12 protein-coding genes are annotated in these 12,485 nt (G+C 72.3%); 7 read left to right on the top strand and 5 right to left on the bottom strand.

The features are described from left to right. Positions 1-20: 20 nt before the first annotated feature. Positions 21-881, bottom strand: a complete 861-nt coding sequence (locus tag TR49_RS27855) for a sterol desaturase family protein (protein ID WP_042386605.1) — start codon at positions 879-881, stop codon at positions 21-23. 92 nt (positions 882-973) lie between these two features. Here TR49_RS27855 and TR49_RS27860 point away from each other — a divergent pair, with 92 nt between their 5' ends. Further along, positions 974-1,624: a TetR/AcrR family transcriptional regulator gene (locus TR49_RS27860; RefSeq protein ID WP_052434704.1), complete on the top strand. Its 651-nt coding sequence runs from the start codon at positions 974-976 to the stop codon at positions 1,622-1,624. A 90-nt stretch (positions 1,625-1,714) separates the two neighbouring features. Here TR49_RS27860 and TR49_RS27865 read toward each other — a convergent pair whose 3' ends face one another. Beyond that, positions 1,715-2,197, bottom strand: coding sequence for a TIGR00725 family protein (locus tag TR49_RS27865; protein WP_042386606.1), 483 nt, complete (start codon positions 2,195-2,197; stop codon positions 1,715-1,717). Further along, positions 2,194-3,063, bottom strand: coding sequence for a VOC family protein (locus TR49_RS27870; RefSeq protein ID WP_152627491.1), 870 nt, complete (start codon positions 3,061-3,063; stop codon positions 2,194-2,196). Before TR49_RS27870 ends, TR49_RS27865 begins: the two co-directional genes overlap by 4 nt. A gap of 213 nt (positions 3,064-3,276) precedes the next feature. Here TR49_RS27870 and TR49_RS27875 point away from each other — a divergent pair, with 213 nt between their 5' ends. After that, on the top strand, positions 3,277-4,002 hold the full coding sequence (locus TR49_RS27875) for a rhomboid-like protein (protein ID WP_042386608.1): 726 nt from the start codon (positions 3,277-3,279) through the stop codon (positions 4,000-4,002). A gap of 54 nt (positions 4,003-4,056) precedes the next feature. On the opposite strand, the gene TR49_RS27880 is transcribed toward TR49_RS27875, so the two are convergent. Next, a complete protein-coding gene (locus TR49_RS27880; RefSeq protein ID WP_042386609.1) occupies positions 4,057-4,425 on the bottom strand; it encodes a PadR family transcriptional regulator in 369 nt (122 codons plus the stop codon). Positions 4,426-4,522: 97 nt separating this feature from the next. Between TR49_RS27880 and TR49_RS27885 the strand changes: the two genes are divergently transcribed. From TR49_RS27885 to TR49_RS27905, 5 genes are all read left to right on the top strand, one after another. Next, complete coding sequence (locus TR49_RS27885; protein WP_084725533.1) at positions 4,523-5,950, top strand: DUF2079 domain-containing protein; 1,428 nt, start codon at positions 4,523-4,525, stop codon at positions 5,948-5,950. Between the two features lie 599 nt (positions 5,951-6,549). Then, a complete protein-coding gene (locus tag TR49_RS27890; RefSeq protein ID WP_042386610.1) occupies positions 6,550-8,265 on the top strand; it encodes an ABC transporter substrate-binding protein in 1,716 nt (571 codons plus the stop codon). Continuing rightward, on the top strand, positions 8,265-9,533 hold the full coding sequence (locus TR49_RS27895; protein WP_063770193.1) for an ABC transporter permease: 1,269 nt from the start codon (positions 8,265-8,267) through the stop codon (positions 9,531-9,533). Before TR49_RS27890 ends, TR49_RS27895 begins: the two co-directional genes overlap by 1 nt. After that, entirely contained in the window at positions 9,530-10,516 is a 987-nt protein-coding gene (locus TR49_RS27900) for an ABC transporter permease (protein WP_042386611.1), read from the top strand. The genes TR49_RS27895 and TR49_RS27900 overlap by 4 nt, the downstream gene beginning before the upstream one ends. Before the next feature lie 2 nt (positions 10,517-10,518). After that, positions 10,519-12,108, top strand: coding sequence for a dipeptide ABC transporter ATP-binding protein (locus tag TR49_RS27905; protein WP_042386612.1), 1,590 nt, complete (start codon positions 10,519-10,521; stop codon positions 12,106-12,108). Between the two features lie 33 nt (positions 12,109-12,141). Here the strand turns inward: TR49_RS27905 and TR49_RS40400 are convergent, their stop codons facing one another. Beyond that, positions 12,142-12,480 (bottom strand): hypothetical protein, encoded by a 339-nt coding sequence (locus TR49_RS40400; RefSeq protein ID WP_052434707.1) that lies wholly within the window; start codon positions 12,478-12,480, stop codon positions 12,142-12,144. Positions 12,481-12,485 lie beyond the last annotated feature (5 nt).

A 12,485-nucleotide genomic window follows, 5' to 3' on the forward strand; every position in this document is an offset into this window, starting at 1 on the left:
GCGAGCGCGCCGCCGCCGGGCTACCGGTCGGCGGCGGGCTCCCAGCCCGGCGGCCCGAACACGTACCCGAGCTTGTCGCGCAGGCGAGGGGCGGCGCCGACCTTGCGCAGCAGTTCCCCGAAGGCCCGGTACTCGAGCTTGAAGACGTCGTAGGTCTCCACCGGCTTGGTCAGGCCGTAGGTCGGCCGGTGCAGCTCCGGCTGGAACGTGCCGAAGATCCGGTCGAAGACGATGAGGATGCCCCCGTAGTTCCGGTCCAGGTACTCCGGGTCCGAGCCGTGGTGCACGCGGTGGTGCGAGGGCGTGTTGAACAGGAACTCGACGGGCCGTGGCAGCTTGTCGACCAGCTCGGTGTGGACGAAGAACTGGTAGATCAGGTTCGTCGAGAACGCCACGTAGAGGGTCCAGGGGGCGAATCCGAGCAGCGGCAGCGGCAGCCAGAAGAAGAACTCGAACCAGGGGTTCCACTTCTGCCGCAGTGCGGTGGCGAAGTTCATGTACTCGCTGGAGTGGTGTGCCTGGTGGGCGGCCCAGCCGATGCTCGTCCGGTGCACGAACCGGTGGTTCCAGTAGTACGAGAAGTCCAGCGATATCAGCAGCAGCACCCAGAACCACCAGGCGCCGGTGGGCAGGTGCCAGGGCGCCAGATACGTGGAGACCGCGCTGTAGACGAAGAACGTGCCGACCTTGAACGCGGTCAGGAAAAACAGCGACCCCACACCCATGGTGAGACTGGCGCGGGCGTCCCTGAACGAGTAGCCGGTCACGTTGTCGTCGTGGTCGAGCCACCGCAGCGCCGCCAGCTCGACGAGCACGCTCAGCACGAAGAACGGCAGGGCGTAGGTGACGGGGTTCTGCATCGGATCCAGCACATCCGACATGGAACTCCTCCCATGAAGTGACGAAGTGACGGAGAGTAAGTGACTTCTGGGTAAGTTACCATGGGGTCAATTGGGTCCGCTATGCTTCGGGCATGGTCAAGGCAGGAACCAGCAAGGCAGGCACCAAGGGCGTCGCCCGGCCGGAACGCGAGCGGCAGATCGTCGACATCGCCGGCCGCGTCTTCGCCGAGCACGGATACGCCGGCACCTCGCTGACCGCCGTCGCCGAGCAGGCCGGCATCTCCAAGCCCCTGATCTACAACTACTTCGGGTCCAAGGAGGGGCTGTTCGCGGCCTGCCTGACCTGCGCGGGCGAGGTGCTCGTCGAGGTCATCGAGCGCACCGCCCGGCTGGGCCTGGTGGGACAGCAACGCGCCGTCGTCACCCTGGACCAGTTCTACGCCGCCCTCGAACCCCGGCCGTGGATGTGGCGGGTCTTCCGCGACCCCACCATGCCCGCCACGCCCGAGATCGCCGCGCAGCACGACCAGTACGCGCGGCGCATGCACGCCGTCGGCGTCGAGGGCGTCCGTGAGCTGCTGCACCTGGCGGGCAACGACGACCCGCTCGACGCCTCGGCGATGACCGCGGTGTGGGTCAACGTCTTCGACGCCCTGGTGACCTGGTGGATCGACCACCCCGGCGAGTCCCGGGCGAGCATGACCGCACGCACGATCCGGCTGAGCGGCGCGGTCTTCGGGCCGATGGAGACCGCCCCGCCGGTCGGTCCCGCCTTCGACTGAGCGCTCGGTTGACCATGTTCGACTGAGCGCGCTGCACCGAGCGGGCGCAGCCCGAGCGGGGGCTTCGGCCGCCGGGCCCGGGCGGGTCGGTCAGCCGGGGCGGACGAGGGCCAGCAGCGCCTGCACCGCCTCCTCGGGCGACGCCGCCTCGCGCGGCCCCGGAACGCCGCCGCTCGGCGGCGTCAACCCCCAACCGCCGAGGGACACCACCGGCTTGCCGGTCCGCAAGGCCAGGGCGACCTCGCTCATCGTGCCCCAGCTGCCGCCGACGGCGATCACGCCGTCCGCGACGCCGACGACCAGGCCGTTGCGCAGCTCGCCGAGGCCCGTCGGGAGGGCGACCGTCAGAAACGGGTTCCCGTCCGAGCGGGCGCGACTCGGCAGGAGACCGACGACGGTGCCGCCCGCGCCGCTCACGCCCCTGGCGGCCGCCTCCATGACGCCGCCGAGGCCGCCGCAGACGACGATCGCCCCGCGTGCGGCGAGTCGGCGGCCGACCTCCGCCGCCATCGCGGACTCCCCCGGCGTGGCCTCGCCCGGCCCGATGACGGCGACGTAGGGCGCGGGGCTCACGTGGTGGCGCGGTCCGGCGCCGCCCGGCGGTCCGGCGGCTGGATCAGGCACAGACGGGTGCCCGACGGGTCCTGGAGCTGGGCGAACGGGCCGTAGGGGGTCGGCGTGGCCGGGACCACGACCTTGCCGCCGAGCTCCACGGCGCGCGCGAGCGCGCTGGGGAGGTCCGGGGTGGCGAAGAAGACCCGCCACGCCGGTGGGGCGACCGCGCCGGTCTCCGGCGACGGCTCGGGCCCGCCGATCGCGGCGATGCTGCGGCCGTCGATGCGCAGGACGACGCGTTCGTGCTCCCAGACCACCTCGGTCCGGTGGGAGATCTCCGGATCCCAGTCCAGCACCTCGCCGTAGAACAGCGCGGACTTGAACGGGTCCCCGGTGCGCAGCTCGATCCACGCGGGGACGTCGGCCACCAGCGAGGTCGACGCCTCGGGAAGCTCCTCCGGGCCCTGCCACAGCCCGAAGCTCGCGCCGTCCGGATCGCGGGCCAGCACGATGCGCCCGGCATCGATGGCGACCGGCCCGACCCCGATGGTGCCGCCCCGGTCCGCGATGCGGCGGGCGCTCTCGTGGGCGTCGCGGACGCCGAAGAACGTCGTCCAGCCGATGCCGAAGCCGAGGTCGCCGACCTCGCTGATCCCGGCGACGCGGTGGCCGTCCACCACGACGTAGACGAACGCCCCGAGGCGTTCCGGTCCTTCCTCGAACTCCCAGCCGAGCAGGCCATGGTAGAAGCGCTCGGCGGCGGCGAGGTCGCGCACGATCAGGCTCACCCAGGACGGCGCGCCCTGGACGCCGCGCACCCGCGTCCCGCGGACCCTCGGCCGCGCCTCGTCCGGGTCAGGGGAAACCGGAATGTCGCCAGGCATCGGTTCGCCTCCCGGATCGATCGGCGGCGCCCGGCCTCGGCACGCCCACCTGTGGGTCGCTCCCGAACCATCCTACGCTCCGCGAACCCCCGCACCGGGGACCTTCGGGCCCGTGTCCCCCGGCCCCGCCGAGGCCCGGGCGCCGCCGCCCCGAAGGGGCGGAAACGGAACGGGCGGAGTTGCCGCCGTCCTCCGTCCGGGTTAGAAGGGATCATGGATTCCGTCACGGCGAAGTCCCGGGCCGGCCGGGCCTGGCGGGCAGTGCGGACCTACGTCCGCAGGGCCCCCGGCACCTTCGTCTGGCTGGTGATCCTCTTCGCGACCACCGTCGTGCTGCGCCACGTGAGTCCGCACACCGCCAACCGGATCCTGGAACGGCACTCCACCAACCTGCACTACCTGTCGGTGTCCCCGGTGCGGGTGCTGATCACCAGCGGCTTCTACATCGCGGGCGGCGGCTGGTTCTTCTACTTCGTCCTCTACAACATCTTCCACGTGCCGGCCGAGCGCTGGCTCGGCACCGCGCGCTGGCTGGCGGTGGTGCTGATCGCGCACGTGGGCGCGACCTACATCAGCGAGGGCGTGCTGCTCTGGGCCATCGACCACGGCATGGCGCCGGAGAAGGCGCGCTACACCCTCGACTACGGCGTCAGCTACGCCCTCGCCGGGATCGAGGCGGTGCTCGTCTACCTGATCACGAAGCCCTGGCGCTACCTGTACCTGGCCGGGCTGCTGCTCTTCTACGGCCTCGGCGTGGTGCGCAGCCGCGACTTCACCAGCATCGGCCACCTCAGCGCCCTGCTGCTCGGCCTCGCCTGCTACCCGCTGACCCGGTCCCGGTCGGGCTCCTGGGACCCCGCCGCGGCCGCCCGCGCCCTCTGGCACCGCCTTCCCCGCCGCGGCGCCCGCGCGGACGCCCGCACGGACGCCCGCGACTGACCCGGCATCACCCGTCCGGCATCACCGCTTCCCGCTCGGGCGCTGCGCGCGCGTTCAGGCGAGGGCTCCCCTGGGCCGCGGGCTGACGGCCTTGGACGCGCGTTCACGCGGCCGGGCGCTCTGCTCGACGGCGGCCAGGAGTGCGCGCAGTCGTCGGGTCTCGGCCGCCAGTGCATCGTGCCCCTGGTCGGCGAGTGCGTAGACCTTCCGGGCGCGGCCGTCCACGACCTCTTCCCGCTCGACGCGGATCAGCCCCTCGCGCTGCAGGCGGTCCAGGGCGCTGTAGAGGGTGCCGACCCGCAGCCGCACGCGCCCGGCGGAGATCGTGTCGACCTCCTGGATCAGGGCGTAGCCGTGCTTCGGCTCCGCGGCCAGCGCTGCGAGCAGGAGCAGTGTCGGCTCCTGCATGGCTCGATCGCTCATGGTGCCAGATATATCGGCCACCAGAGCATCCGTCCACACGGGACGTTTTCGATGGTCCAGTGGACCAGATATTCAGTTCACCGATATATATCTCCTCATGAGTGATGTGCTTGCAGAGGAAGGCTCCGCGACGAGGACCGTCGTGGCGACGGCGCCGCAGCGCGCCGGCCGGGCCCTGGCGTCCCGCCGCGCCCTTCCGGCGGGGCTGACGGCGTTGTTCGCGGTGCTGTACGCCGTGCTCTCGGTCCGCCGGCACGAGCGGCTCCTCAGCATGGGCTTCGACCTGGGGATCTTCGAGCAGGCCGTCAAGGCCTACGCCCACCTCCACTGGCCGGTCGTCCCGCTGAAGGGACCCGGCTACGACGTGCTCGGCGACCACTTCAGCCCCGTCGTGGCGCTCCTGGCCCCCGCCTACCGGCTCTTCCCCACGCCGGTCACCCTGCTGGTCGCCCAGGCCGTGCTCATGGCCCTGGCCGTCCACCCCCTCACCCGCTGGGCGCAGCGGTTGCACGGGCCGAGGATCGGGGCACTGGTCGGCTGCGCGGTCGGCTGCTCCTGGGGCATCGTCAAGGCGGCCTCCTTCGACTTCCACGAGATCGCCTTCGCCGTACCGCTGCTCGCCTTCGCGGCGGAGGCGCTGGGTCGCAGGCGCTGGCACGCGGCGGTCTGGTGGAGCGTGCCGCTGGTCCTGGTCAAGGAGGACCTGGGACTCACCGTCGCCGCGGTGGGCGCGTACATCGCCTGGTACGGACGCCGCCCCCGCCTCGGCCTGCCCCTCGCGGCGTTCGGACTGCTGGCGACGGCGCTCGAAGTCCTGGTGGTGGTCCCGTCGTTCAACCCGCACGGCGCCTTCGACTACCTGTCACAGGTGACCCCGGGAAGCCACGGCGCGGCACCCCTGGTCACCCACCTGCTGTGGCCACCGCTGAAGTGGCTCACCCTGCTGATGCTCGTCGCACCCACGGGCTTCCTGTGCCTGCGCGCCCCGTTGCTGTGGCTCTGCCTGCCCACCCTGCTGTGGCGGTTCGCCTCCGACAACCCGCACTACTGGGGCGTCAGTTACCACTACAGCGCGGTCCTCATGCCGATCGTCTTCGCCGCGATGCTCCAGCGCACGCCCCGGCTTCCCCGTCGCCGCCTCCGGGCCGGTCTGTCCGGCGCGGCCGCCTTCGCCTGCCTGATGACGGTCGTCTATCCGCTGCACGAGGTCGTGATGCCCGAGAGCTGGCAGACCTCCGCCCATGTGCGCACCGCCCGCGCCCTGCTGGCGCTCGTCCCCGACGGCACCACCGTCGCGGCCTCCGACCACCTCGCCGCGCAACTCGTCTCCCGCACGACCGTCACCCTCTACTGCGCCGCCCCCACGCCCACCGGGCCCCAGTGGGTCGTCGTCGACCGCACCGACCCGACCGTCAAGTCCCCCTGCCCGGCCGACCAGATGCAGCACTGGCTCGACACCTACGCCCGCAACGGCTACCGGGTCCGCGCAGACCGGGACGGCGTGATCCTCCTCGAACGCCGATGAGCCCACGCCGCCGTCGCCCGGGACCCCCGACCTTTCACGCGCTTCGTCGGGGAGGCGGCCTTCATGGACCACGGCGGTGCACCCCTGGTGACGGCCTGCGGCTTGCGGCCGCTTGGCCGGGCGCTCGTGTCGTCGCTGAACCGCGAGGTCGGCCTGGCGGGCCTGGCGGAGGACGTCTGTCGAGATCGGCTACCCGCAGCCCTGGGCACGACTGAGAGGCGCTGCCTGCGGCACTCGTCCAAAAGTGCGTCCGGTATCCGAGACCGGAAAGGCCGTCATGTTGACTGGCCTTATTCAGCCCACATACAGTCCATGACCATGCACGCGCACCACCACATCGCCCCGTCCCAGCCGGCCTACCAGGTCGCGCTGCTGGCCATGTGTGCGCACAGCGTGTCCGACAACTTCTGTTGTCGCTGACGCATCGGCGGGCCGCTGCCCGCATCCGCTTCCAGCATCCAGGCTCTGGTCATCAGGGTCTCGTCAGCTGAGATATCACCCCGTCAAGGCGCGGCCCTGTCGCCGTGCCTCGCCGCGTGCGCGCCCCGCCGCGCGGCCTTACTCCTGCCACGGGCCGACGCCCGACCGAGGACGCCACGATGCTTCGCCCTGCCCGAATAGCGCTATTCACCGCCACCGCTGTCGCCCTCACCGGCTCGCTCGCCGCCTGCGGCGCCGGCAGCGGCTCCTCCGGGAGCTCCTCGGACGCGTTCTCGGCCGCGAACTGCCAGGGCGGCACCCTGCGCGTGCTCGACAGCGCCAAGAACGACAAGGGCTTCGACCCCGCCGTGCTCTACACCTCCGGCGGCGGCGCCATCCCGCGGCTGCTCTTCCGCACCCTGACGACGCGTCAGAGCGTCGCGGGCACGAACGGCACCAAGGTCGTGCCAGACCTGGCCACCGACACCGGCACGCCCAGCCAGAACGCCACGGTCTGGACCTACCACCTCAAGTCCGGCCTGAAGTTCGCCGACGGCACGGCCATCACCTCCGCCGACATCAAGTACGGCGTGGAGCGCTCCTTCTCGCCGCAGCTCGCGGGCGGCCCGCCCTACCTGCGCGACTGGCTGGTCGGCGGCGCCGACTACCAGGGGCCGTACGGCAGCGGCGCGAAGGACCTCGCCTCCATCGAGACGCCCGACGCGAGCACCATCGTCTTCCACCTGCGCAAGAGCGAGGGCGACTTCCCCTACCTGGCCGCCGAGACGCAGTTCGCCCCGGTGCCCAAGGGCAAGGACACCGGCAAGGACTACAACGCCGACCCCGTCTCCTCCGGCCCCTACTCCATCGCCGGCTTCACCAAGGGCCGGGAGCTCGACCTCGTCCGCAACACCCACTGGTCGCGCAGCACCGACCAGCAGCGCCTGGCCTGCCCGGACCGGATCGACATCTCGCTCGGCCTCTCCTCCGCCGTCATCAACCAGCGCCTGAGCGCCTCCGTCGGCCAGGACGCCGACGCCATCACCACCGACACCTCGCTGGACGCGCCGACCCTCGCCAAGGTCTCCGCCGACCCGGCGCTGAAGAAGCGTGTGGTGACCGGCAAGTTCCCGCAGATCTTCTACCTGGCCTTCAATCTCAAGAAGGCCCCCTTCGACAACCAGCTGGTGCGCGAGGCGCTCTCCTACGCCGTGGACCGCACCGCCCTGGTCAACGCCGAGGGCGGCACCCAGCTGGCCGTGCCGAGCACGACCTTCACCCCGGAGAGCCTGACGGCGGCTCACCAGGACTACGACTACTTCCCCGCGGGCGCGACCGGGAACCCGGCGAAGGCCAAGCAGCTGCTGGCCCAGGCCGGTCACCCGAACGGCATCACCGTACCGCTCGCCTACGACACCGACGACGTGAACACCGGCTCGCCGGCCGCGACCGCGCTGCAGCAGGCCTTCGCCAAGGCCGGGATCACCCTGCAGCTGCAGCCGCTCAGCGACGCGGACTTCGGCAGCACCGTCAACACCCCGGCCACGGAGCCGGCGCTCACCCTCACCAGCTGGGGCGCCGACTGGCCGAGCGGCGGTCCGTTCCTGACGCCGATCTTCGACGGCCGTCAGATCGTCACCGGCGGCGGCAACTTCAACCTGGCCCAGTACAACGACCCGGCCGTGAACGCACAGATCGACAAGATCAACCAGATCACCGACTACGCCGCCGCGCAAAAGCAGTGGGCCGCGCTCGACGCCCAGCTGGGCAAGCTGGCGCTGACCGTCCCGCTGTACGAGGAGGCGACGAGCGTCCTTGCCGGCTCGCACGTCAAGAACGCCTACCTGGACCAGTGGCGCGGCTGGTACGACATCGCCTCGGTGTCGGTCAAGTGATGGACAGTCAAGCGACACCCGCCGGCACCGGGACCGGTGCCGGCGGCGGCGCGGCCACCCTCCGGGCCCGGCTGTGGGCCCGACGCGGCGGGCGCGCCGCCCTGGTCACCGTCGGCCTGCTCGTCCTGGTCGCGCTCACCGCCCCCTGGCTCGCCGCGCTCGAGGGCCAGGACCCGAACTCCTTCCACGACACCCTGCTGAACTCCGCGACAGGCGGCAGCCCGAACGGCGCCTTCGGCGGGATCAGCGCCCGGCACTGGCTCGGCGTCGAACCCACCACCGGCCGCGACCTGTTCGCGCGTCTCGTCTACGGCGCCCGGGTCTCCCTGGGCGTCGCGGTCGGCGCGACCCTGGGCCAGCTGCTGCTGGGCCTGCTGGTCGGCCTGGCCGCAGGCCTCGGCGGGCGCTGGGCCGACGGCCTGCTCAGCCGGGTCACCGACCTGGCGCTGGCGCTGCCGACCTTCTTCTTCTCCATCGCGCTGCTGGCGGTCGTCCCGCAGTCCTTCCCGCGACCGCTGCTGCTCGGCCTGATCCTCTCCGGCCTGGGCTGGGCGCCGATCGCCCGCATCGTCCGCGCGGAGACGCGCGTGCTGCGCGAACGCGAGTACGTCGCGGCGGCGGTCCTGACGGGGGCGAGCACCTGGCACATCGCGCGCCGCGAGATCCTGCCGGGCCTGATCGCCCCGGTCGCCACCTACACGGCGATCGTGCTGCCGCAGAACATGGTGGCCGAGGCGGGCCTGTCCTTCCTCGGCCTCGGCGTCCGCCCGCCCACGTCCTCCTGGGGGCAGATGCTCTCCACGTCGACGACGTGGTTCCAGGTCGACCCGACCTACGTGCTGATCCCGGCGCTGACCCTGCTCGTCTGCGTCCTCGCCTTCGCCGGCCTCGGCGAGGCCCTCCGCGTCGCCTTCGACCCGAAGACGCCCGCTCCGGTCGCGAAGCGCGCCAAGCGGGAGGCGGCCAAGGCGGCCAAGGCGGCGAAGGCCGCCACGCGCCTCCCGGCCGTGCCGCGTCCCACGCCGGAGGGCAGGCCGACGGCAGGCGACACCGAAGCTCCCGCGAACCCGGCCGCGCCGACCGACGGGGCCACCCTCCCGACCCCCGACGGCCGCCCGGCCGCGCGCAGCGCGGAGTCCACGCCCGTGGATCGCGGAACGCTCAGGACCGCGACCCGCCCGGCACCGGCCGGCGAGCCCGCCACGCGCAGCGCCGCCGACCCCGCCCACCCCGCGCACCCCATCGGCACGAAGGGCGAAGGCCAGTGATCCGCTTCCTTCTGCGCCGCCTGCTCGGCGCAGCCGCCGTGCTGCTGGCGCTCGCGGCGCTGACCTACCTGCTGTTCTACGCCATGCCCGGCGACCCCGCGCAGCTCGCGTGCGGGAAGGGCTGCACCGCTCCGCAGCTCGCGCAGGTGCGGCACGCGCTCGGCACCGACCAGCCGTTGGTGCAGCAGTTCTGGACGTTCCTGACCACGCTCGTGGCGGGCCACGGCTTCAGCACCGGCCCGTCCACGGTGTGGTGCTCCGCGCCCTGCCTCGGCTACTCGTACCAGAGCAACGAGGCCGTCACCCAGATGCTGCTGGACCGCCTGCCGGTCGACGTCTCGCTCGCGCTCGGCGCGGCCGCGCTGTGGCTGCTTCTCGGCATCGGCACCGGCCTCTACGCCGCGCTGAAGCCCGGCCGCTGGCGCGACCGGATCACCAACACCGTGATCCTGACGCTTGGTTCGACGCCGGTGTTCGTCATGGCGCTGCTGCTGCTGATGGGCGCCTGCGTCTGGCTGCAGATCCTGCCGTTCCCCAACTACGTGCCGATCACCGAGGATCCGGCGCAGTGGGCGCAGAACCTGCTGCTGCCCTGGCTGGCCATCGCACTGGTCTCGGCCGCCGGCTACACCCGGCTCACCCGGGCCGGGGTGCTGGAGACGCTGAACCAGGACCATATCCGCACGCTGCGCGCCTACGGCTACCCGGAGCGGCGCATCGTGCTGCGGCACGCCGTGCGCGGCGCGCTGCCGACCGTGGTGACGGTGGCGGCCATGGACATCGGCATGGTGCTGGCCGGGGCCGTCTTCACCGAGACCATGTTCGGCCTGCCGGGCCTCGGCAAGCTGGCGGTCGAGTCGGCGAGCACCGTGGACCTCCCGGTGGTCTGCGGGATCACCCTGCTGGCCGGCGCGCTGATCGTGGTCGCCAACACCGTCGCCGACCTGCTGCACGCGGCGCTCGACCCCCGAGTCAGGATCTGACGATGACCCACCCCGTTCTGCAGGTCGAAGACCTGCGCGTGATCCACCCCGGGCCGGTCACCGCCCTCGACGGGCTCTCCTTCGAGCTGGCGGCCGGTCAGGTGCTGGGCCTGGTGGGCGAGTCCGGCTCCGGCAAGTCCGCCGCCGCGCTCGCGCTGCTCGGCCTGCACCGCGGGACGCGGACGCAGGTCGAGGGCGGCGTCCTGCTGCACCGTGACGACCGCCCCGTGCTCGACCTGAACCGGGCGAGCGACGCCGAGCTGCGCACCGTGCGCGGCCGTGAGCTGGCCATGGTCTTCCAGGAGCCGCTGACCAGCCTCGACCCCTACCGGCGCATCGGCACCCAGATCGCCACCGCCTACCGCCTGCACACCGGCGCCTCGCGCGCCGACGCCAGGCTGCGCACGGCCGAGGTGCTGGACCGCGTCGGGATCGACCCGAAGCGGGCCCGGGACTACCCGCACCAGTTCTCCGGCGGCATGCGCCAGCGCGTGCTGATCGCGATGGCGCTCGCGCTGCGCCCGCGCGTCCTGGTCGCGGACGAGCCGACCACCGCACTGGACGTGACCGTCCAGGCGCAGATCCTGCGTCTGCTGGACGAGTTGCGCGAGGAGACCGGCATGGCGCTGGTGCTCGTCAGCCACGACGTCGGCGTGGTGGGCGGGCTGGCCGACGAGGTCGTGGTGCTGCGCCAGGGCCGCGCCGTCGAGCGGGGTGCGACCGCGCGCCTGCTCGGCCGGCCCGAGCACCCCTACACGAGGGCTCTGCTGCAGGCCGTGCCGCGCCTCGACGCACCGCTGCCGGAACGGGACGCGCCACGGGCGGACGACGTCCTCGTCGAGACCGAGGGACTGGGGGTCGACTTCGGCTCCGTCCGGGCCCTGCGCGGCGTGGACCTGACGGTGCGCCGAGGCGAGACCCTGGGTGTCGTCGGCGAGTCCGGCTCGGGCAAGTCCACGCTCGGCCGCACCCTGGTCCGGTTGCAGGACCCGACCGGCGGCAGCGTCCGCTTCGAGGGCCAGGATCTCGCCTCCTGGCGCGGCCGGGAGCTGCGCCGTCGTCGCCACGAGCTGCAGATGGTCTTCCAGGACCCGACGTCCTCGCTCAACCCCCGCCGCCTGATCGGCGACTCCGTGGCCGAGCCGCTGCGGGTGCACGGCGGACGCGACGAGGCGAAGCTGCGGGCCGAGGCCGTCGGCCTGCTCGAACGCGTCGGCCTGGACGCCGCCCACGCGGACCGCTACCCGCACCAGCTCTCCGGCGGCCAGCGCCAGCGCGCGGCGATCGCCCGCGCGTTGATCCTGCGGCCCAAGCTGGTCGTCTGCGACGAGCCGGTCTCGGCGCTGGACGTGACCACCCAGGCCCAGGTCGTCTCACTCCTGCGGGAGCTGCGCGAGGAGTTCGAGCTCACGCTCGTGTTCATCGCCCACGACCTGGCCGTGGTGCGCTCGGTGAGCGACCGGGTCGCGGTGATGCGCGAGGGCGAGGTCGTGGAGACACTGTCCGCGGCCGAGCTGACGAGCCCTCGGCACGAGTACACCCGCGCCCTGCTGGACGCGGTCCCGCGTCTGGACGCCGTGGGCGTGAACTGACCGGCACCGGCGCTGCTGAGCAGCGGCCGGCCGCTACTGGCCGACGAAGGAGAAGCTGCGGAAGATCTGGCCGAGCCCGCTCGGCCTCGAGGCGCCGACGGACGTGTTGGTCGAGAGGTAGACGTTGGTGCCGCTGCAGTTCGTCGACGAGTACAGACGCATGTCGGCGATCGTGCCGTTCATCACCGTCGTCACGCCGATGGGCGCGAAGCGGTGGCAGGAGGTGGCGGTCGGGTTCGAGAGGATCTGCACGACGGTCCCGTCGAGGTTGGTCGCCGTCACCGTCCCCTGGGGCGGGTCCGAGCACCCGGCCAGCGCCACGACGAGCACGGCCCCGCCCAGCAGGGCGGCGACGGATCGGCTGCGGGACATCTGCG

Source organism: Streptacidiphilus melanogenes, from assembly GCF_000787835.1.
Taxonomy (GTDB): Bacteria; Actinomycetota; Actinomycetes; order Streptomycetales; family Streptomycetaceae; genus Streptacidiphilus; species Streptacidiphilus melanogenes.

Bases quoted from the DNA above. Each gene is read 5' to 3' on its own strand.
- TR49_RS27855 (WP_042386605.1), bottom strand. From the start codon at position 881: ATGTCGGATGTGCTGGATCCGATGCAGAACCCCGTCACCTACGCCCTG.
- TR49_RS27860 (WP_052434704.1), top strand. From the start codon at position 974: ATGGTCAAGGCAGGAACCAGCAAGGCAGGCACCAAGGGCGTCGCCCGG.
- TR49_RS27870 (WP_152627491.1), bottom strand. From the start codon at position 3,063: ATGCCTGGCGACATTCCGGTTTCCCCTGACCCGGACGAGGCGCGGCCG.
- TR49_RS27875 (WP_042386608.1), top strand. From the start codon at position 3,277: ATGGATTCCGTCACGGCGAAGTCCCGGGCCGGCCGGGCCTGGCGGGCA.
- TR49_RS27880 (WP_042386609.1), bottom strand. From the start codon at position 4,425: ATGAGCGATCGAGCCATGCAGGAGCCGACACTGCTCCTGCTCGCAGCG.
- TR49_RS27885 (WP_084725533.1), top strand. From the start codon at position 4,523: ATGAGTGATGTGCTTGCAGAGGAAGGCTCCGCGACGAGGACCGTCGTG.
- TR49_RS27890 (WP_042386610.1), top strand. From the start codon at position 6,550: ATGCTTCGCCCTGCCCGAATAGCGCTATTCACCGCCACCGCTGTCGCC.
- TR49_RS27895 (WP_063770193.1), top strand. From the start codon at position 8,265: ATGGACAGTCAAGCGACACCCGCCGGCACCGGGACCGGTGCCGGCGGC.
- TR49_RS27905 (WP_042386612.1), top strand. From the start codon at position 10,519: ATGACCCACCCCGTTCTGCAGGTCGAAGACCTGCGCGTGATCCACCCC.
- TR49_RS40400 (WP_052434707.1), bottom strand. From the start codon at position 12,480: ATGTCCCGCAGCCGATCCGTCGCCGCCCTGCTGGGCGGGGCCGTGCTC.